The following is an 18700-nucleotide window of genomic DNA, read 5'->3' on the forward strand; positions in this document are numbered from 1 at the left end:
GACATATTGTTCCGTCGGCAAGTCAGCGCCGGGCCCGCCCATTAATTCTGAACTCGCGGGCGCCGCTGGGCTCACAAAGCAGAGAGTTCATTACCAGGACTCACCGATCCCAAGCTACAGGAGCCCACCATGAGCTACCGTCATCTGATCGCCCTTTTCGCACCGCTCGCTTTCGCCCTGCCGGCCGCAGCCGCCCAGCAGTGGTCGCCGGAAGCCAAGTCGACCTTCGTGCAGGAATGCGTGAAGGGCGCTCAGTCCGGCCATTCGCAGGAAAAGCTCACGGCTTTCTGTGACTGCGCAGCGACCAAGGTCAGCCAGGAGTTCAGCGAGGCGGAAATGGCCGAAATGAGCAAGCAGGTTCCGCCAGATGCCGCCCTGCAGAAGCGTCTGGTCACGGCCTCGAGCAGCTGCAACGCGAAACTGCAGTAAGCGCCTGACAGGCGGCGCAGGGTTCGTGTCCTGCGCCGTTTTTCATTTGCGCTGAGTCACTGGCAGTCTCTAGGGTGAAACTCGATTTCTCAGCGTGATGCGTGCGCATGCCCCCATTCCCATCTCCACGCCCTGGCCGTGACGCGGCCCTCGATCTGATCAAGTGGCTGGCGCTGCTGACCATGCTCATCGATCACCTGCGCCATGCCTGGCCCGCCCTGTATTTCCTCTATGTGCCCGGCCGTCTGGCCTTTGCGTTTTTCTGCCTGGCCATTGCCGCCAACGTCGCGCGGCCAACGGTGGGCAGCGGCGCTGGCCCGTCAGTCCGCTATCTGGGCTGGCTGCTGCTGTTCGCGCTGATCTCCGAGTGGCCCTACCGGCTGCTGGTGCCGAACGCCGAATCGCTCAACGTGATGCCCACCCTGATGCTTGGGCTGCTGATCGCCAACGCGGTGCAGCGCAGCGATATCCAGGCGCGCTGGCTGGGCGCAGGGGCCCTGGCTGTTGCCGTGCTGGCCCATGAATGGCTGATGTTCGGCGTATTCGGCGCGCTGCTGCCGGCGGCCTTCCTGCTGGCGCTGCGTGGCTCGCGGGCGCTCTGGTTGTTGCCGATGGTCTGCTGCCTGGCGGCCAACTACTGGGCACCGTTCTATGTCGATGCCGCCCGGGGCGACCCCTTCGCCTGGAGCGTGCTCGGCATCTGTCTGTTTGCGCCATTGTTGGGCCTGCTGCTGTTGCGCTGGCAGCCGCCATTCGCGGTGCCGCCGGTGCGGCGCTGGGCCTATCTGTTCTACCCCGCGCACTTTCTCGTCCTGGCGGCGCTGCGCAGCCTCTGAGCATGCAAAATTGCGACACCTGCGCATGTCGCAAACGCAATCTCCCGTGGCGTACATAGGCATCTGGTTCTCAAGGGCGAGTCATACCATCGCTGCAACAAGACTCATATCGAGCAACCGAGCCAGATGCGGCGCTGCGAGGCGCCTCGGGGAGAAACGTGATGTTCAGCAAGCAAGATCAGATTCAAGGCTACGATGACGCCCTGCTCAGTGCCATGCAGGCCGAGGAGCGTCGTCAGGAACATCACATCGAGCTGATCGCCTCGGAAAACTACACCAGCAAGCGGGTGATGGAAGCCCAGGGCAGCGGCCTGACCAACAAGTACGCCGAAGGCTATCCGGGCAAGCGCTACTACGGTGGCTGCGAGCATGTGGACAAGGTCGAGGCGCTGGCCATCGAACGCGCCAAGCAGCTGTTCGGCGCCGACTACGCCAACGTGCAGCCGCACTCCGGCTCCTCGGCCAACTCCGCCGTCTACCTGGCGCTGCTGCAGCCCGGCGACACCATTCTCGGCATGAGCCTGGCCCACGGCGGCCACCTGACCCACGGCGCCAAGGTGTCGTCGTCGGGCAAGCTGTACAACGCCGTGCAGTACGGCATCAATACCGATACCGGGCTGATCGACTACGACGAAGTCGAGCGCCTGGCCGTCGAACACAAGCCGAAGATGATCGTCGCCGGCTTCTCGGCTTACTCCAAGACCCTGGATTTCCCGCGTTTCCGCGCCATAGCCGACAAGGTCGGTGCCTACCTGTTCGTCGACATGGCGCATGTCGCGGGGCTGGTTGCCGCAGGCCTGTACCCGAACCCGATTCCGCTGGCCGATGTGGTCACCACCACCACCCACAAGACCCTGCGTGGCCCACGTGGCGGGCTGATCCTTGCCAAGGCCAACGAAGAGATCGAGAAGAAGCTCAACGCTGCGGTGTTCCCGGGCGCCCAGGGCGGCCCGCTGATGCACGTGATCGCCGGTAAGGCGGTGTGCTTCAAGGAAGCGCTGGAGCCGGGCTTCAAGGAATACCAGGCGCAGGTCATCAAGAACGCCCAGGCCATGGCCGCGGTGTTCATCGAGCGCGGCTTCGACGTGGTATCCGGCGGCACCGACAACCACCTGTTCCTGCTTTCGCTGATCAAGCAGGGCATCACCGGTAAAGACGCCGACGCCGCCCTCGGCCGTGCCGGTATCACCGTCAACAAGAATGCCGTGCCCAACGACCCACAGTCGCCATTCGTGACCTCGGGCCTGCGCATCGGTACCCCAGCGGTCACCACTCGCGGCTTCAAGGAAGCCCAGTGCCGTGAGCTGGCGGGCTGGATCGCCGACATCCTCGAGCACCTCGGCGACGCCGATGTCGAGGCCCAGGTGGCTGGTCTGGCCGCCGGTCTGTGCGCCGATTACCCGGTTTACCGCTGAGACACAGTCGTTACGTAGGGCGCAAGTCCCGCACCGTAGGATGGATGCAACCCATCAGTGATCGATGGGGTTCTCCCGTCCTACGATCCTGCGGTTCAGGAACGCCCTACAGGCAAGCAGAATTCAGGAGTCCCCCCATGCAGCGCTATTCCGGCTTTGGCCTGTTCAAGCATTCCTTCAGCCACCATGAGAATTGGCAGCGCATGTGGCGCAACCCGACTCCCAAACCGGTGTATGACGTGATCATCGTCGGTGGTGGCGGCCACGGCCTCGCCACTGCCTACTACCTGGCCAAGGAGTTCGGCGTGAAGAACGTCGCCGTGGTCGAGAAGGGCTGGTTGGGCGGCGGCAACACCGCACGCAACACCACCATCGTGCGTTCCAACTACCTGTGGGACGAGTCCGCGCACCTCTACGAGCACGCCATGAAGCTGTGGGAAGGTCTGTCCCAGGACCTCAACTACAACGTCATGTTCTCCCAGCGCGGCGTGTTCAACCTCGGCCACACCCTGCAGGACATGCGCGACATCGAGCGCCGCGTCAGCGCCAACCGCCTCAACGGTATCGATGGCGAAGTGGTGGATGCCAAGCAGGTGGCGGAGATGATTCCCTACCTGGATTGCTCGAAGAACACCCGTTACCCGATTCTCGGTGCCTCGCTGCAGCGCCGTGGCGGCGTCGCCCGTCATGACGCCGTGGCCTGGGGCTTCGCCCGCGCGGCCGATGCCCTGGGCGTCGACCTGATCCAGCAGACCGAAGTGATCGGTTTCCGCAAGCAGGACGGCGCGGTGATCGGTGTGGAAACCAGCAAGGGCTTCATCGGCGCCAAGCGCGTCGGTGTGGTCGCCGCCGGTAACTCCGGGCACCTGGCCAAGCTCGCCGGTTTCCGCCTGCCGCTGGAATCGCACCCGTTGCAGGCCCTGGTATCCGAGCCGATCAAGCCGATCATCGACACGGTGATCATGTCCAACGCCGTGCATGGCTACATCAGCCAGTCGGACAAGGGCGACCTGGTCATCGGCGCCGGCATCGACGGCTACAACGGCTACGGCCAGCGCGGCTCCTACCCGACCATCGAACACACCCTGCAGGCCATCGTCGAGATGTTCCCGGTGCTCTCGCGGGTACGCATGAACCGCCAGTGGGGCGGCATCGTCGACACCACGCCGGACGCCTGCCCGATCATCGCCAAGACGCCGGTGAAGAACCTGTTCTTCAACTGCGGCTGGGGCACCGGTGGCTTCAAGGCCACCCCGGGCTCGGGCAACGTGTTCGCGGCCAGCCTGGCCAAGGGCGAGATGCATCCGCTGGCCAAGGCCTTCTCCATCGAGCGCTTCCACAACGGTGCGCTGATCGACGAGCACGGCGCAGCCGGTGTGGCGCACTGATTTTGGCGCCCTCTCTCGCTGAGAGAGGGACGATGGTTTTCTGGAGGTACCGAACATGTTGCACATCTTCTGCCCTCACTGTGGCGAACTGCGTTCCGAAGAAGAATTCCACGCTGGCGGCCAGGCGCACATTCCCCGCCCGCTGGACCCGAACGCCTGCACCGACGCGGAATGGGGCGAATACCTGTTCTTCCGCGACAACCCGCGCGGCATCCACCACGAGCTGTGGATCCATGCGGCGGGCTGCCGCCAGTACTTCAACGTCACCCGTCACACGGTGAGCTACGAGATTCTCGAAACCTACAAGATCGGCGAGCGCCCCAGCGTGACTGAGGCGTCGCTTGCCGAGAAGAAGGCCGTCGACCAAGGAGTAACGGCATGAGCCAGGTCAATCGTCTTTCCCAGGGCGGCCGCATCGATCGCAGCCAGCCGCTGAGCTTCAGCTTCAACGGCCAGACCTACCAGGGTTATGCCGGCGACACCCTGGCCGCCGCGCTGCTGGCCAACGGCGTCGACGTGGTCGGCCGCAGCTTCAAGTACTCGCGCCCGCGCGGCATCGTTGCCGCCGGCGCCGAAGAGCCCAACGCGGTGCTGCAGATCGGCAGCACCGAAGCGGCGCAGATCCCCAACGTGCGCGCCACCCAGCAGGCCCTGTACGCGAACCTGACGGCTACCAGCACCAACGGCTGGCCGAGCGTCAACACCGACCTGATGGGCATTCTCGGCAAGGTCGGCGGCGGCATGATGCCGCCGGGGTTCTACTACAAGACCTTCATGTATCCGCAGAACCTGTGGCTGACCTACGAGAAGTACATCCGCAAGGCGGCAGGCCTCGGTCGTGCGCCGAAGGAAAACGATCCGGATATCTACGACTACCTGAACCAGCACTGCGACGTGCTGGTGGTCGGCGCCGGCCCTGCCGGTCTGGCCGCAGCCCTGGCCGCCGGTCGCAGTGGCGCCCGGGTGATTCTTGCCGACGAGCAGGAAGAACTTGGCGGCAGCCTGCTCTCCACCCGCGAGATGCTCGACGACAAACCCGCCGCCGAATGGGCCGCCAAGGCCATCGCCGAGCTCGAGGCCATGCCGGAAGTGACCCTGCTGGCGCGGGCCACGGTCAACGGTTACCACGACCACAACTTCCTCACCATCCACCAGCGCCTCACCGATCACCTCGGTGAAGTGGCGCCGATGGGCCAGCCGCGCCAGCGCATGCACCGTGTGCGTGCCGGCCGTGTGGTGCTGGCCACCGGTGCCCACGAGCGGCCGCTGGTGTACGGCAACAACGACGTGCCCGGCAACATGCTCGCCGATGCGGTGTCGACCTACGTACGCCGTTATGGCGTGGCGCCTGGTCAGAAGCTGGTGCTGTCGACCAACAACGATTACGCCTACCGCGTGGTGCTCGACTGGCTCGACGCCGGTCGCCAGGTGGTGGCCGTGGCCGACGCCCGCAGCAACCCGCGCGGCAGCTGGGTCGAAGAAGCGCGCCGGCGTGGCGTGCGGGTGCTCACCAGCAGCGCGGTGGTCGAAGCGCGCGGCAGCAAGCGCGTCACCGGTGCACGTATCTGCGCCATCGACGCCGCCAAGCACAAGGTCACCAGCCCCGGCGAGACCCTCGACTGCGACCTGATCGTCAGCTCCGGCGGCTACAGCCCGGTGGTGCACCTGGCCTCGCACCTCGGTGGTCGCCCGGTATGGCGTGAAGACATCCTCGCCTTCATACCAGGCGAAGGCTTCCAGAAGCGCCACTGCGCCGGTGCCGTGAACGGTGTGTTCGGCATGGGCGACAGCCTCGCCGATGGCTTCGAGGCCGGTGCCAAGGCCGCGGCCGAAGTGGGCTTCCAGCCGGTGACCGGCACCCTGCCGAAGGCCGAGAAGCGCATCGAGGAAGCCTCGATTGCCCTGTTCCAGGTGCCCCACGACAAGAACACCGCGCGTGCGCCGAAGCAGTTCGTCGATCAGCAGAACGATGTCACCGCTGCCGGTATCGAGCTGGCCACCCGTGAAGGCTTCGAGTCGGTCGAGCACGTCAAGCGCTACACCGCGCTGGGCTTCGGTACCGACCAGGGCAAACTGGGCAACATCAACGGCCTGGCCATCGCCGCCCGTTCGCTGGGCATCAGCATCAGTGAGATGGGCACCACCATGTTCCGCCCGAACTACACCCCGGTGACCTTCGGCGCCATCGCCGGTCGTCATTGCGGCGACCTGTTCGAGCCCAAGCGCTACACCGCCCTGCACAAGTGGCACCTGGAAAATGGCGCCGAGTTCGAGGACGTCGGCCAATGGAAGCGCCCCTGGTACTTCCCGAAAAACGGTGAAGACCTGCACGCCGCCGTGGCCCGCGAGTGCCTGGCCGTGCGCAACGCGGTGGGCATCCTCGATGCCTCGACCCTGGGCAAGATCGACATCCAGGGCCCGGATGCCCGCGAGTTCCTCAACCGCGTGTACACCAACGCCTGGACCAAGCTGGACGTCGGCAAGGCCCGCTACGGCCTGATGTGCAAGGAAGACGGCATGGTCTTCGACGACGGTGTGACCGCCTGCCTGGCCGACAACCATTTCCTCATGACCACCACCACCGGCGGCGCTGCCCGGGTGATGGAGTGGCTGGAGATCTACCACCAGACCGAATGGCCGGAGCTGAAGGTGTACTTCACCTCGGTCACCGACCACTGGGCGACCATGACCCTGTCCGGCCCCAACAGCCGCAAGCTGCTGGCCGAGGTCACCGACATCGACCTGGACAAGGACGCCTTCCCGTTTATGACCTGGAAGGAAGGCAACGTCGGCGGTGTGCCGGCGCGGGTATTCCGCATCTCCTTCACCGGTGAGCTGAGCTACGAAGTCAACGTGCAGGCCAACTATGCCCTGGGCGTGTGGGAGAAGATCATCGCCGCCGGCCAGAAGCACGGCCTGACCCCGTACGGCACCGAGACCATGCACGTGCTGCGTGCCGAGAAGGGCTTCATCATCGTCGGCCAGGACACCGACGGCTCGGTCACCCCGGACGACCTGAACATGGGCTGGTGCGTGGGTCGTACCAAACCGTTCTCCTGGATCGGCTGGCGCGGCATGAACCGTGAAGACTGCCTCAAGGAAAACCGCAAGCAGCTGGTCGGCCTCAAGCCGGTGGACCCGAACAAGGTGCTGCCAGAAGGCGCACAGCTGGTGTTCGATGCCAAGCAGCCGATTCCGATGACCATGGTCGGCCACGTCACCTCCAGCTACATGAGCGCCGCGATGGGCCATTCCTTCGCCATGGCCCTGGTCAGGGGCGGCCTCAAGCGCATCGGCGAGCGGGTGTTCGCGCCGCTGGTCGATGGCAGCGTGATCGAAGCCGAAATCGTCAGCTCCGTGTTCTATGACCCGAAAGGGGATCGCCAGAATGTCTAACGCCAATGTTTATCAGCAACGCCCAGCCGACATCGCCGGGCAATCCTCCCTGCACCATGCCGGTTTGCACGAATTGGCCGGCAAGGGCCGCCAGGGCGCCGGCGTCACGCTGCGCGAAAAGAGCCTGCTGGGCCACTTGGTCCTGCGTGGCGACGGCGACGATGCCAACTTCGCCGGCGGCGTGCACAAGGCCCTCGGCCTGGAGCTGCCGGGCGCGCTGACCCTGGTGGCCACCGGCGACACTTCGCTGCAGTGGCTGGGCCCGGACGAATGGCTGCTGATCGTGCCCGGCGGCAGCGAGTTCGAGGTCGAGGGCAAGCTGCGCGAGGCCCTGGACGGCCAGCATATTTCGGTGGTCAACGTCAGCGGCGGGCAGACCCTGCTGGAGCTCTCCGGGCCGAAGGTGCGCGAGCTGCTGATGAAATCCAGCAGCTACGACGTGCACCCGAACAACTTCCCGGTCGGCAAGGCAGTGGGCACGGTGTTCGCCAAGTCCCAGCTGGTTATTCGCCACACCGGCGAAGACACCTGGGAACTGCTGATCCGCCGCAGCTTCTCCGACTACTTCTGGCTGTGGCTGCAGGATGCCAGCGCCGAGTATGGGCTGGCCGTCGAGGCCTGAGGCGCCCGCTCCGGTGAGCGGCAGTATGACGGCGAAGGCAGCCCCTCGTAGGGTGGACGACGCTTGCCTGCGCGGCCCGATCCGTCCACCGCACTACCATCGTAATGGTGGACAAAAGAGCGTTGTCCACCCTACGGGCTGAGTTTTCGTTTCGCTAAGCGGTATGTTCAAAGCAGAGGCGGGCATTGGTGATTTACTGTGGGAGCGGGCCATGCCCGCGAAAAGTCACGGGCATGGACTAGGCGTCCCCGCCCGTTGCCACAGACCACCGCTCCCCCTTTGCTTCACCAAGGCTGCGTATGGACGCAGCCAATGACGCTCCCCGTCGTGCACTGCCGGTCGGCGCATGGGAGCGATCTGCATAAGGAATCGCTTGCATGAGCCGCACCCCCGACACCTGGATTCTCACCGCCCACTGCCCGAGCCTGTTGGGCACCGTGGACGTGGTGACCCGCTACCTGTTCGAGCAGGGCTGCTACGTCACCGAGCACCACAGCTTCGATGACCGCCTGGCCAATCGCTTCTTCATCCGCGTCGAATTTCGCACTCAGGCCGATTTCGATGAGGCGACCTTCCTTGCTGGCCTCAACGAACGTACCGCGCCCTTCGAGATGCGCACCGAGCTGACGCCGCCCGGCTATCGCGCCAAGGTGGTGATCATGGTTTCCAAGGCCGACCACTGCCTCAACGACCTGCTTTACCGCCAGCGCACCGGCCAGTTGCCGATGGACATCACCGCCATCGTCTCCAACCACCCGGACCTCAAGCCGCTCGCCGACTGGCATGGCATCCCGTATCACCATTTCCCCCTCGACCCCAATGACAAGCCCGCCCAGGAGCGCCGGGTGATGCAGGTGGTCGAGGACACCGGCGCCGAACTGGTGGTGCTCGCCCGCTACATGCAGGTGCTGTCCGCCGACCTGTGCCGCAAGCTCGATGGCCGCGCGATCAACATCCACCACTCGTTGCTGCCCGGCTTCAAGGGCGCCAAGCCCTACCACCAGGCGTACCAGAAGGGCGTCAAGCTGGTCGGCGCCACCGCCCACTTCATCAACAACGACCTGGATGAAGGCCCGATCATCACCCAGGGGGTGGAAAGCGTCGATCATGCGCACTACCCCGAGGATCTGGTAGCAAAAGGCCGCGATATCGAATGCCTGACCCTGGCCCGTGCGGTCGGTTACTTCCTCGAACGCCGGGTGTTCCTCAATGCCAATCGCACCGTGGTGCTTTGACTGGCAACGTGCCGCACAGAGAACGGCGACGGTCGGTTTTGTATCCACGGCCGCGCCGCCCGCTAGCTAGTCTGGCTAAACCCATTCGCGCTGCCTGCATCGTCAGCGCGACAGCTCGGTAGCCGTCCTGCCCTTACCGGCGGGTGCCGAGACAGGCGCTTCAATACTCCATTGCAAGACCTACGCGCCTTGCATCCACAAGAAGAAAGGAGATTCATATGTCTGGTAATCGCGGTGTCGTCTATCTCGGCACAGGCAAGGTCGAAGTCCAGAAGATCGACTATCCGAAGATGCAGGATCCGCGCGGTCGCAAGATCGAGCACGGGGTCATCCTCAAGGTCGTTTCCACCAACATCTGCGGCTCCGACCAGCACATGGTGCGCGGCCGTACCACGGCCCAGGTCGGCCTGGTGCTCGGCCACGAGATCACCGGTGAGGTGATCGAGAAGGGCAGTGACGTCGAGAACCTGAAGATCGGTGATCTGGTTTCGGTGCCGTTCAACGTCGCCTGTGGCCGCTGCCGCTCGTGCAAGGAGCAGCACACCGGCGTGTGCCTGACCGTCAACCCGGCGCGTGCCGGCGGCGCCTATGGCTACGTCGACATGGGCGACTGGACCGGCGGCCAGGCCGAATACGTGCTGGTGCCTTACGCCGACTTCAACCTGCTCAAGCTGCCGGATCGCGACAAGGCCATGGAGAAGATCCGCGACCTGACCTGCCTTTCCGACATTCTGCCGACCGGCTACCACGGTGCCGTTACCGCCGGCGTTGGCCCCGGCAGCAGCGTCTATATCGCCGGTGCCGGCCCGGTTGGCCTGGCGGCTGCTGCCTCGGCCCGTTTGCTGGGCGCCGCGGTGGTGATCGTCGGTGACGTCAACCCGGTGCGCCTGGCCCATGCCAAGGCTCAGGGCTTCGAGATCGCCGACCTGTCCAAGGACACCCCGCTGCATGAACAGATCGCCGACCTGCTCGGTGAGCCGGAAGTGGATTGTGCGGTCGATGCGGTAGGCTTCGAAGCCCGCGGTCACGGTCACTCCGGTGCCCAGCAGGAAGCGCCGGCCACGGTGCTCAACTCGCTGATGGGCGTGGTACGGGTCGCCGGCAAGATCGGTATTCCCGGCCTCTACGTCACCGAAGACCCGGGCGCAGTGGACGCCGCCGCGAAGATCGGCAGCCTGAGCATCCGCTTCGGCCTCGGCTGGGCCAAGTCGCACAGTTTCCACACCGGCCAGACCCCGGTGATGAAGTACAACCGCGCCCTGATGCAGGCCATCATGTGGGACCGCATCAACATCGCCGAAGTGGTTGGCGTGCAGGTGATCAGCCTGGACGACGCGCCGCGTGGTTACGGCGAGTTCGATGCCGGCGTGCCGAAGAAATTCGTCATCGACCCGCACAAGATGTTCAGCGCAGCCTGAGGCAAACGAGCGGAGCCCCAGGGTTCCGCTTTTTGTTTAGCCCTTTTCTTCCGGCGGCAGGCGCGGCTGCTACCCTGTCAGGTTCGACCTGCAGGAGCAACCTATGAGCCTTGACCGCCGGATTTCCCTGATCACCCTCGGCGTCGCCGACGTACAGGCCAGCGCTGCCTTTTACGAAAGGCTGGGCTGGACGCGCTCGTCCGCTTCCCAGGAACAGATCGTCTTCATCAAGCTCAAGGGGCTGGCCCTGGGGCTGTTCTCCCGCGATGAGCTGGCCAGGGACGCCAACCTGCCCGAAGCTGGGCCGGCAGGCTTTTCCGGCATTACCCTGGCGCACAACCTGGAAAGCCCGGAGGCGGTGGATGTGGCCATGGCCCTTGCGGTGGCAGCCGGCGGCCGACAGGTCAAGGCGCCCGAGAAAGTCTTCTGGGGTGGTTATTCGGGCTACTTCGCCGACCCCGATGGCCATCTCTGGGAGTTGGCGCACAACCCCTTCGCGCCACTCGACGAGGCCGGCCACATGATCCTGCCGGATTGATCGATCTGCCCCGGCTCGAGCAGGCTCAGCCCTTGGCTTCCTGCTTGAGCCTGGCGATCAGCGCATCCTTTTCTTCCCACAGCCCGCTGACCCACTCCTGCACATGCAGGCGAAAGTCCGGATCGTTCTGGTAGTCGCCTTGCCAGAGCGCGGGTTCCAGCGCGCGGGTGCGGATATCCATGATGACCTTCGGCACCTGGCCGCTGGCCAGCTTCCAGAAGCCGGGCGGCGTGCCTTCCGGGTAGACCAGGGTGACGTCGAGAATGGCGTCGAGCTGTTCACCCAGGGCGGCCAGCACGAAGGCCACCCCGCCGGCCTTGGGCTTGAGCAGGTGCCGGTAGGGCGAGCCCTGCTGGGCCTGCTTGGCCGGGGTGAAGCGCGTGCCCTCCAGGTAATTGACCACCGTCACCGGCAAGTCGCGGAATTTCTCGCAGGCGCGGCGGGTGATCTCCAGGTCCTGGCCCTTGAGGTGCGGGTACTTCTCCAGCTTGGCCTTGCTGTAGCGCTTCATGAACGGGTAATCCAGCGCCCAGAACGCCAGGCCGAGAAACGGCACCCAGATCAGCTGCTGCTTGAGAAAGAACTTGAAGTACGGCGTCTTGCGGTTGAACGCCTGCACCAACGCGGGAATATCGACCCACGACTGGTGGTTGCTGATGATCAGGTAGGAGGTGTCCTGGCGCAGCTCGGCGTTGCCGCGAATGTCCCATTGGGTGGGGGTGAGCGCGGCGAAGATGCGCTTGCAGTTCTCCGCCCAGGCCTCGGCGATATTCATCACCTGGCGCGAACAGGCGGCTTTCAGCGCCTTGCCGGGCAACACCAGCCTGCCGATGGCGATCAGCATCATCGGCCCGATCAGGATCAGGGTGTTGAGCAACAACAGAAGGATAACGGTGATGCCGGTGAGCAGGCGGCGCATGGCAGCTCCTTGTGGGCACGAGGTGTTCATCATAGGCAGACAGCAGGCTGGCGCCAAATCGATGTGCTGAGCAAGGTGTTATCGGCTGTCAGTTGCTAGGCGACTGGCGTTGGTAAGGCGAAAGCGGCCACTTTTCCTCACGCTCTGCATGGGAATGCCCTCGTAAGAGTACAAAGCCTGTGGGAGCGGGCCATGCCCGCGAAGCGATCTGAGGCAGGACGAAGCTCTCGCTGAATACCCGCGAAGATTGCATGCCGTGCGCGGTCGGAGCAGGCGCAGAGCACCTTGGCCTGAGCTCCCACGCTGGAGCGTGGGAGCCATCGTAAGAGTGCAAAACCTGTGGGAGCGGGCCATGCCCGCGAAGCGATCTGAGGCAGGGCGAAGCTCTTGCTGAATGCCCGCGAAGATTTCGCGGGCATGGCCCGCTCCCACAAATATGGCCCGCTCACACAGATACTGCACCGAGCGGCGCTACCGCCACTGAGCCGCCTGGAGCACCCGCTCAGAACAACCGGGCAAGCAGCGCGGTGACCGCCGTTTCCACCCGCAGGATGCGCTCACCAAGCTGCACCGGCTGCAGGCCGGCTTCGGCCAGCTTGTCCACTTCGTAGGGAATCCAGCCGCCCTCGGGGCCGATGGCCAGGGTCACCGGCTGTTCGACGGCGCGCGGGCAGGCCGGGTACTCGCCAGGGTGGCCGGTCAGGCCGAGGGTGCCGGCGGCCAGCTGTGGCAGGCGATCCTCGACGAAGGGCTTGAAGCGCTTCTCGATGATCACCTCGGGAAGCAGCGTATCGCGGGCCTGCTCCAGGCCGAGGATCAGTTGCTCGCGAATCGCTGCCGGCTCGAGGAAGGGCGTCTGCCAGAAGCTCTTTTCCACCCGGTAGCTGTTGAGCAGGATCAGCCGCGGTACGCCCATGGCGCTGACACTCTGCAGCACGCGCTTGAGCATCTTCGGGCGCGGCAGGGCGAGCAGCAGGGTGATCGGCAGCTTGGCCGGCGGCGGCTGGTCGAAGGCGACCTGCAGCTCCGCGCTCGTTGTATCCAGCTGCAGCAGCTGACCGCTGCCCATCTGGCCACCGAGGCGGCCGACACGCAGGGTGTCGCCGTTTTCGGCGCGGTGTACCTCATTGAGGTGAACCAGGCGCCGACCGCTCAAGCGCACGCGGTCGGCGGCGACGAAGTCGCCGTCCTCGAGCAGCAGCAGGTTCATGGCTGGACGCTGGGTGGCTGGTCGGCCGGCGCGTCTTCGTCTTCATCGGGCTCGCCGCGGCGCGTGCGGATCAGGCTGCCGGCCAGGATGCCGAGCTCGAACAGCAGCCACATCGGCACCGCCAGCAGGGTCTGCGAGAAGATGTCCGGCGGGGTGAGGACCATGCCGACCACGAAGCAGCCGATGATCACGTAGGGGCGGATCTTGCGCAGGTACGCGACATCGACGATGCCGATCCAGATCAGCAGCACCACGGCCACCGGCACTTCGAAGGCCAGGCCGAAGGCGAAGAACAGGGTCATGATGAAGTCGAGGTAGCTGGCGATGTCGGTCATCATCGACACGCCTTCGGGCGTCACGCTGGCGAAGAAGTGGAAGATGATCGGGAACACCAGGAAGTAGGCGAAGGCAATGCCGGCGTAGAACAGGATGATGCTGGAGATCAGCAGCGGAATGGCGACGCGCTTCTCGTGCTTGTACAGCCCCGGCGCGATGAAACCCCAGACCTGGTGCAGGATTACCGGCATGGCCAGGAACACCGCGATGATCATGGTCAGCTTGAAGGGCGTGAGGAACGGCGAGGCCACGTCGGTGGCGATCATCGTCGCGCCTTCCGGCAGGTACTGGCGCAGCGGTGCCGAGACCAGGGTGTAGATCTTCTGGGCGAAGTAGAACAGCCCGGCGAAGATCAGAAAGATCGCTGCCACGCAGCGCAGCAGGCGCGTGCGCAACTCGGCAAGGTGGGAAACCAGCGGCATTTCCTGGTCGTTGTCGGGCAGTCGACTCATGGTTGCGAGGTCTTGTCCTGGCTGGCGACGGGCGCCGGGGCGGGCGGTGTGGCTGGCGCTGGGGCGGGCTCCACCGGCGTTTGCGCAGCGGGCTCGGCAGCGGCGGGCGATTGCGTCGCGGGCGGCGGTACGCTGGCCTGGGGCGCGGGCGGCAGGATGTCGTTCTTGACCGCCTGCATCTCGCGCTCCAGATCGAGGATGCGTTCGTTATGCAGTTGCCGGCGGATTTCGTCGGCACCGATCTCGCGCTCGACTTCTTCCTTGATCGAATTGAAGCTGCGCTTGATGCGCCCGATCCACAGCCCGGCCGTGCGCGCCGCGCCTGGCAGACGCTCGGGGCCGAGCACCAGCAGGGCAATCAGCCCGACCAGCAGCAGCTCGCTGAAACTGATACCGAACATGCTCTGCCTCAGTCTTTGCGCAGCGGTTCTTCGACCTTGCTGGCCTGGCCTTCAACGGTGTGCGGCTGGTTCAGCGGCGCCTGCTGCTGGTAGGGCTGCTGCGGTTGCTGCGGCTGTTGCGCCTGCGGATCGGCGGGTTTGCCTTCGTCCTCGTTCATCGCCTTGCGGAAACCCTTGATGGTTTCACCGACATCGGAGCCGAGGTTCTTGAGCTTCTTGGTGCCGAATACCAGCACCACGACGATCAGAATGACGACCCAGTGTTTCCAGTCGAAAATGCCCATGTTTCGTTATCCTCGTCAGCGTCTTTATTGAGTGTCGCTGTCGCTGCGCGCGGCTTTTTCCGCGTGCCCCGACAAGCCGAAACGGCGATCCAGTTCATCGAGCACCGCCTGCGGGTGCTGATCCAGCGCGGCCAGCATGACCAGGCTGTGGAACCACAGGTCGGCGGTTTCGTAGATCAGGTCGCTGCAGTCGCCGCTGGTGGCGGCGTCCTTGGCAGCAAGAATGGTTTCCACCGATTCTTCGCCGACCTTCTCCAGAATCTTGTTCAGGCCCTTGTGGTACAGGCTGGCCACGTACGAGCTTTCCGGCGCCGCGCCCTTGCGCGACTCCAGCACCTCGGCCAGGCGCTTGAGGGTATCAGTCATGGCGGTGCTCCGGCGAATAGATGGTGTGAGGATCTTTCAACACCGCATCGACGGTTTTCCAGGCACCGTTCTCGAACACGCGATAGAAGCAGCTCTCGCGGCCGGTGTGGCAGGCGATGCCGCCGAGCTGCTCGACCATCAGCACGATCACGTCGGCGTCGCAGTCCAGGCGCAGCTCATGCAGCTTCTGCACGTGACCGGACTCCTCGCCCTTGCGCCACAGTTTGCCACGCGAACGTGACCAATAGATGGCGCGCCCCTCGCTGGCGGTGAGCGCCAGGGCCTCGCGGTTCATCCAGGCCATCATCAGGATGCGCCCGGTCTGGTGGTCCTGGGCGATGGCCGGTACCAGGCCGTTGTCGTCCCACTTGATTGCATCTAGCCAGTCGTTCATTGCGTTTCCATCTTCTCTTCAGGCCAAGTGTGCCAGCCGCTGTGCGGGCTGGCTATCGGCGCAGGATCAGGTACAGGCCGCTGGCGCTCATCAGCCATGCCGGCCAGGCGGTGGCAGGCTCGCTCAGGTTGCCCAGGCCAAGGGCCGTCACCACGCCGCCGCCGATCAGCGCCGCGCCGATCAGGCGCACCGCCCAGCCGTCGCGTTCGCGCCATGGCGGCGGTGGGTCGTTGGCATGAGGCTGGGCCATGCGCTCGAGCAGGCTGCGGGTCATGTTGGCCAGGTGCGGCAGCTGCTCGACCTGGCTCTGCAGGTTGTGGATCACGTTGCGCGGGCTGATGCGTTCGCGCATCCAGCGTTCCAGGAACGGCTGGGCGGTGGTCCACAGGTCCAGGTCGGGATACAGCTGGCGACCCAGACCTTCGATGTTGAGCAGGGTTTTCTGCAACAAAACCAGCTGCGGCTGGATTTCCATGTTGAAGCGCCGCGCGGTCTGGAACAGGCGCATCAGCAGCAGGCCAAAGGAGATGTCCTTCAGCGGGCGCTCGAAGATCGGCTCGCACACGGTGCGGATCGCCGCCTCGAAATCGTTGACATGGGTTTCCTGGGGCACCCAGCCCGAATCGATGTGCAACTGCGCGACCTTGCGGTAATCACGCTTGAAGAAGGCCACCAGATTGCGCGCCAGGTAGTCCTGATCCTCGGGCGTGAGGCTGCCGATGATGCCGCAGTCGATGGCGATGTACTGCGGGTTCCATGGCGTGCGGGTGCTGACGAAGATGTTGCCGGGGTGCATGTCGGCGTGGAAGAAGCTGTGGGTGAACACCTGGGTGAAGAAGATCTCCACGCCGCGCTCGGCGAGCAGTTTCATGTCGGTGCGCTGGTCGGCCAGGGTTGCCATGTCGTTGACCGGAATGCCGTAGATGCGCTCCATCACCAGCACCTTGGGGCGGCACCAGTCCCAGTACACCTGGGGCACGTAGAGCAGGCCGGAATTCTCGAAATTGCGCCGCAGCTGGCTGGCGTTGGCAGCCTCGCGCAGCAGGTCGAGCTCGTCGTAGATGGTCTTCTCGTAGTCGCTGACCACATCCACCGGGTGCAGCCGACGGGCTTCGGCCGAGGCGCGTTCGGCGATCTTGGCGAGCAGGAACAGCCAAGCCATGTCGGCCTTGATCACCGGCTTGAGGCCGGGGCGCACCACCTTGACCACCACTTCCTCGCCGCTTTTCAGCTGCGCGGCGTGCACCTGGGCCACCGAGGCCGAGGCCAGCGGTTCGGTGTCGAAGCGGGCGAAGGCCACGCCCACCGGCACGCCGAGCTGCTCCTCGATCAACGCCAGGGACTTGGCCGGGTCGAACGGCGGCACGCGATCCTGCAGGTGCGCCAGTTCGTCGGCGATGTCCGGCGGCAACAGGTCGCGGCGGGTAGACAGCAGCTGGCCGAACTTGATGAAGATCGGCCCCAGTTCCTCCAGCGCCAGGCGCAGGCTTTCGCCGCGGCTGCGCGACGACTTGCCACGCGGCACCCAGCGCCACGGCAGCAGGAAGCGCGGTGCGCGCAGCCAGAAGGGCAGCGGCAGGGCGAACAGCAGGTCATCCAGGCGGTAGCGGATGACCACGTAGAGGATGCGCAACAGACGACGAACGGCAAGCAGCTTCATGCGATGGGCTTATGGCGTTGGGCGAGGCGCTCGATGCGCGCGTCGAGACGGTCGAGGGAAAGTTTCAGGTCATCGAGTTCAGCGAAGCGGGCATCGGCCTCGCGCTTGCCAACCAGGGTGCGCGATTCTTCGCTGAGGTAATCGGCCAGGCTCAGTTGCAGGCTGTGCAGGTTCTCGCGGCTCCAGCCGGCGCGGCTGCGCAGGTGGCTGGCCAGCAAGGCGGTCGGCACCAGGCCGAGCCAACGCGACAGCTGGTACTCCCAGTCCAGGTCGAGATCCTGCAGCACGCCGGCCAGTTCCATCAGCGCGCCGCTGTCGCCATCCAGCTCCACTTCGGGCTCATGCAGCACGGCCTGTTTGTCCCTGGCCAGCGCCAGGCGCAGCAGCGCACTGGCGGGCGCACGCAGGGTGCAATCGACGCCGCCGGCCCACTGGCTGGCCAGGCGCAAACCCTGGCCATCGGCGAGGATGAACAGCTGCAGCGCTGGCGACTGGGACTCGACCGCAATCACCTTGCCATTGAGCCTGGCCAGGCGCGGCAGGGCGGTGCTGTCCAGTGCGAGTACGCGGTTGATGCCGCGCTCCACGGTGGCGAGCAGGGCCAGGGTCAGCATCAGGGTTTGATACCGCGGTGCAGGGCGACGATGCCGCCGGTCATGTTGTGGTAGGTCACGCGGTCGAAACCGGCGTCCAGCATCATCGCCTTGAGGGTGTCCTGATCCGGGTGCATGCGGATCGACTCGGCCAGGTAGCGGTAGCTGTCGGCGTCGTTGGTGACCAGCTTGCCCACCAGCGGCATGAAGTTGAACGAGTAGGTGTCGTAAATCTTCGACAACAGGCTGCTCTTCGGCTTGGAGAACTCCAGCACCAGCAGGCGGCCACCGGGCTTGAGCACGCGCAGCATGGAGGCGATGGCCGCGTCCTTGTGGGTGACGTTGCGCAGGCCGAAGGCGATGGTCACGCAGTCGAAATGATTGTCCGGGAAGGGCAGCTTCTCGGCATCGGCCTGCACGAAGGAAATGTTGCCCGACACGCCGCGGTCGAGCAGGCGGTCACGGCCGACCTTGAGCATCGAGGCGTTGATATCGGCCAGCACCACCTCGCCGGTTTCGCCGACGATGCGCGAGAACTGGCGGGCCAGGTCGCCGGTGCCGCCGGCGATGTCGAGCACGCGGTTGCCGCTGCGCACGCCGGAAAGCTCGATGGTGAAACGCTTCCACAGGCGGTGCATGCCGCCGGAAAGCAGGTCGTTCATCAGGTCGTACTTGGCGGCCACCGAATGGAACACCTCGGCGACCTTTTCCGCCTTGCGGCTTTCCGGAACGTCCTGGAAACCGAAGTGGGTGGTGGGTTCGCTGTTGTCGTTCTTGCGCGGATCGTTCATCTGGCCTTTTTTCCTGA

At 64.9% G+C, this 18700-nt stretch carries 20 protein-coding genes; 10 read left to right on the forward strand and 10 right to left on the reverse strand.

All coding sequences use genetic code 11. From position 1 onward, the window contains the following. The first annotated feature begins 129 nt into the window (after positions 1 to 129). The 10 genes from QYS36_RS00870 to QYS36_RS00915 all read left to right on the forward strand — a co-directional run bounded on the left by QYS36_RS00870 (position 130) and on the right by QYS36_RS00915 (position 11277). Positions 130 to 429 carry a hypothetical protein gene (locus QYS36_RS00870; RefSeq protein ID WP_288358329.1) on the forward strand — a complete coding sequence of 100 codons (300 nt, stop codon included), beginning with the start codon at positions 130 to 132 and terminating at the stop codon, positions 427 to 429. Positions 430 to 536: 107 nt separating this feature from the next. Next, a complete protein-coding gene (locus tag QYS36_RS00875; protein WP_308837702.1) occupies positions 537 to 1265 on the forward strand; it encodes a TraX family protein in 729 nt (242 codons plus the stop codon). A gap of 161 nt (positions 1266 to 1426) precedes the next feature. Further along, positions 1427 to 2680: a serine hydroxymethyltransferase gene (gene glyA / locus QYS36_RS00880; RefSeq protein ID WP_308837703.1), complete on the forward strand. Its 1254-nt coding sequence runs from the start codon at positions 1427 to 1429 to the stop codon at positions 2678 to 2680. 137 nt (positions 2681 to 2817) lie between these two features. Continuing rightward, entirely contained in the window at positions 2818 to 4068 is a 1251-nt protein-coding gene (locus QYS36_RS00885) for a sarcosine oxidase subunit beta family protein (protein WP_073266582.1), read from the forward strand. 55 nt (positions 4069 to 4123) lie between these two features. After that, positions 4124 to 4450, forward strand: a complete 327-nt coding sequence (locus tag QYS36_RS00890) for a sarcosine oxidase subunit delta (protein WP_308837704.1) — start codon at positions 4124 to 4126, stop codon at positions 4448 to 4450. Continuing rightward, a complete protein-coding gene (locus QYS36_RS00895) occupies positions 4447 to 7464 on the forward strand; it encodes a sarcosine oxidase subunit alpha (RefSeq protein WP_308837705.1) in 3018 nt (1005 codons plus the stop codon). The genes QYS36_RS00890 and QYS36_RS00895 overlap by 4 nt, the downstream gene beginning before the upstream one ends. Further along, a complete protein-coding gene (locus tag QYS36_RS00900; protein WP_308837706.1) occupies positions 7457 to 8086 on the forward strand; it encodes a sarcosine oxidase subunit gamma family protein in 630 nt (209 codons plus the stop codon). The genes QYS36_RS00895 and QYS36_RS00900 overlap by 8 nt, the downstream gene beginning before the upstream one ends. 377 nt (positions 8087 to 8463) lie before the next feature. Further along, positions 8464 to 9321, forward strand: a complete 858-nt coding sequence (purU, locus tag QYS36_RS00905) for a formyltetrahydrofolate deformylase (RefSeq protein WP_308837707.1) — start codon at positions 8464 to 8466, stop codon at positions 9319 to 9321. A gap of 218 nt (positions 9322 to 9539) precedes the next feature. After that, the gene (gene fdhA / locus QYS36_RS00910) at positions 9540 to 10739 is read left to right on the forward strand and encodes a formaldehyde dehydrogenase, glutathione-independent (protein WP_308837708.1); all 1200 of its coding nucleotides are present in this window, start codon (positions 9540 to 9542) and stop codon (positions 10737 to 10739) included. Positions 10740 to 10842: 103 nt separating this feature from the next. Continuing rightward, on the forward strand, positions 10843 to 11277 hold the full coding sequence (locus tag QYS36_RS00915; protein ID WP_308837709.1) for a VOC family protein: 435 nt from the start codon (positions 10843 to 10845) through the stop codon (positions 11275 to 11277). A gap of 25 nt (positions 11278 to 11302) precedes the next feature. On the opposite strand, the gene QYS36_RS00920 is transcribed toward QYS36_RS00915, so the two are convergent. From QYS36_RS00920 to ubiE, 10 genes are all read right to left on the reverse strand, one after another. After that, positions 11303 to 12196 carry an acyltransferase gene (locus tag QYS36_RS00920; protein WP_308837710.1) on the reverse strand — a complete coding sequence of 298 codons (894 nt, stop codon included), beginning with the start codon at positions 12194 to 12196 and terminating at the stop codon, positions 11303 to 11305. A 502-nt stretch (positions 12197 to 12698) separates the two neighbouring features. Next, positions 12699 to 13406: a 16S rRNA (uracil(1498)-N(3))-methyltransferase gene (locus QYS36_RS00925; protein ID WP_308837711.1), complete on the reverse strand. Its 708-nt coding sequence runs from the start codon at positions 13404 to 13406 to the stop codon at positions 12699 to 12701. After that, positions 13403 to 14194, reverse strand: coding sequence for a twin-arginine translocase subunit TatC (tatC, locus tag QYS36_RS00930; protein WP_308837712.1), 792 nt, complete (start codon positions 14192 to 14194; stop codon positions 13403 to 13405). The genes QYS36_RS00925 and tatC overlap by 4 nt, the downstream gene beginning before the upstream one ends. Further along, the gene (tatB, locus tag QYS36_RS00935; protein ID WP_308837713.1) at positions 14191 to 14595 is read right to left on the reverse strand and encodes a Sec-independent protein translocase protein TatB; all 405 of its coding nucleotides are present in this window, start codon (positions 14593 to 14595) and stop codon (positions 14191 to 14193) included. Before tatB ends, tatC begins: the two co-directional genes overlap by 4 nt. Before the next feature lie 8 nt (positions 14596 to 14603). Continuing rightward, the gene (locus QYS36_RS00940; protein ID WP_308837714.1) at positions 14604 to 14879 is read right to left on the reverse strand and encodes a twin-arginine translocase TatA/TatE family subunit; all 276 of its coding nucleotides are present in this window, start codon (positions 14877 to 14879) and stop codon (positions 14604 to 14606) included. Between the two features lie 24 nt (positions 14880 to 14903). Beyond that, positions 14904 to 15245 carry a phosphoribosyl-ATP diphosphatase gene (locus tag QYS36_RS00945; RefSeq protein WP_308837715.1) on the reverse strand — a complete coding sequence of 114 codons (342 nt, stop codon included), beginning with the start codon at positions 15243 to 15245 and terminating at the stop codon, positions 14904 to 14906. After that, positions 15238 to 15639: a phosphoribosyl-AMP cyclohydrolase gene (gene hisI / locus QYS36_RS00950; protein ID WP_070885104.1), complete on the reverse strand. Its 402-nt coding sequence runs from the start codon at positions 15637 to 15639 to the stop codon at positions 15238 to 15240. Before hisI ends, QYS36_RS00945 begins: the two co-directional genes overlap by 8 nt. Before the next feature lie 52 nt (positions 15640 to 15691). Further along, the gene (gene ubiB, locus QYS36_RS00955; protein ID WP_308837716.1) at positions 15692 to 17299 is read right to left on the reverse strand and encodes a ubiquinone biosynthesis regulatory protein kinase UbiB; all 1608 of its coding nucleotides are present in this window, start codon (positions 17297 to 17299) and stop codon (positions 15692 to 15694) included. After that, positions 17296 to 17913: an SCP2 sterol-binding domain-containing protein gene (locus QYS36_RS00960; protein WP_308837717.1), complete on the reverse strand. Its 618-nt coding sequence runs from the start codon at positions 17911 to 17913 to the stop codon at positions 17296 to 17298. Before QYS36_RS00960 ends, ubiB begins: the two co-directional genes overlap by 4 nt. Then, entirely contained in the window at positions 17913 to 18683 is a 771-nt protein-coding gene (ubiE, locus tag QYS36_RS00965; RefSeq protein WP_111462697.1) for a bifunctional demethylmenaquinone methyltransferase/2-methoxy-6-polyprenyl-1,4-benzoquinol methylase UbiE, read from the reverse strand. Before ubiE ends, QYS36_RS00960 begins: the two co-directional genes overlap by 1 nt. Positions 18684 to 18700: the final 17 nt, after the last annotated feature.

It is taken from the genome of Pseudomonas sp. G34 (assembly GCF_031119625.1).
Classification (GTDB): domain Bacteria; phylum Pseudomonadota; class Gammaproteobacteria; order Pseudomonadales; family Pseudomonadaceae; genus Aquipseudomonas.

Bases quoted from the DNA above. Each gene is read 5' to 3' on its own strand.
- QYS36_RS00870 (WP_288358329.1), top strand. From the start codon at position 130: ATGAGCTACCGTCATCTGATCGCCCTTTTCGCACCGCTCGCTTTCGCC.
- QYS36_RS00875 (WP_308837702.1), top strand. From the start codon at position 537: ATGCCCCCATTCCCATCTCCACGCCCTGGCCGTGACGCGGCCCTCGAT.
- glyA (WP_308837703.1), top strand. From the start codon at position 1,427: ATGTTCAGCAAGCAAGATCAGATTCAAGGCTACGATGACGCCCTGCTC.
- QYS36_RS00885 (WP_073266582.1), top strand. From the start codon at position 2,818: ATGCAGCGCTATTCCGGCTTTGGCCTGTTCAAGCATTCCTTCAGCCAC.
- QYS36_RS00890 (WP_308837704.1), top strand. From the start codon at position 4,124: ATGTTGCACATCTTCTGCCCTCACTGTGGCGAACTGCGTTCCGAAGAA.
- QYS36_RS00895 (WP_308837705.1), top strand. From the start codon at position 4,447: ATGAGCCAGGTCAATCGTCTTTCCCAGGGCGGCCGCATCGATCGCAGC.
- QYS36_RS00900 (WP_308837706.1), top strand. From the start codon at position 7,457: ATGTCTAACGCCAATGTTTATCAGCAACGCCCAGCCGACATCGCCGGG.
- purU (WP_308837707.1), top strand. From the start codon at position 8,464: ATGAGCCGCACCCCCGACACCTGGATTCTCACCGCCCACTGCCCGAGC.
- fdhA (WP_308837708.1), top strand. From the start codon at position 9,540: ATGTCTGGTAATCGCGGTGTCGTCTATCTCGGCACAGGCAAGGTCGAA.
- QYS36_RS00915 (WP_308837709.1), top strand. From the start codon at position 10,843: ATGAGCCTTGACCGCCGGATTTCCCTGATCACCCTCGGCGTCGCCGAC.
- QYS36_RS00920 (WP_308837710.1), bottom strand. From the start codon at position 12,196: ATGCGCCGCCTGCTCACCGGCATCACCGTTATCCTTCTGTTGTTGCTC.
- QYS36_RS00925 (WP_308837711.1), bottom strand. From the start codon at position 13,406: ATGAACCTGCTGCTGCTCGAGGACGGCGACTTCGTCGCCGCCGACCGC.
- tatC (WP_308837712.1), bottom strand. From the start codon at position 14,194: ATGAGTCGACTGCCCGACAACGACCAGGAAATGCCGCTGGTTTCCCAC.
- tatB (WP_308837713.1), bottom strand. From the start codon at position 14,595: ATGTTCGGTATCAGTTTCAGCGAGCTGCTGCTGGTCGGGCTGATTGCC.
- QYS36_RS00940 (WP_308837714.1), bottom strand. From the start codon at position 14,879: ATGGGCATTTTCGACTGGAAACACTGGGTCGTCATTCTGATCGTCGTG.
- QYS36_RS00945 (WP_308837715.1), bottom strand. From the start codon at position 15,245: ATGACTGATACCCTCAAGCGCCTGGCCGAGGTGCTGGAGTCGCGCAAG.
- hisI (WP_070885104.1), bottom strand. From the start codon at position 15,639: ATGAACGACTGGCTAGATGCAATCAAGTGGGACGACAACGGCCTGGTA.
- ubiB (WP_308837716.1), bottom strand. From the start codon at position 17,299: ATGAAGCTGCTTGCCGTTCGTCGTCTGTTGCGCATCCTCTACGTGGTC.
- QYS36_RS00960 (WP_308837717.1), bottom strand. From the start codon at position 17,913: ATGCTGACCCTGGCCCTGCTCGCCACCGTGGAGCGCGGCATCAACCGC.
- ubiE (WP_111462697.1), bottom strand. From the start codon at position 18,683: ATGAACGATCCGCGCAAGAACGACAACAGCGAACCCACCACCCACTTC.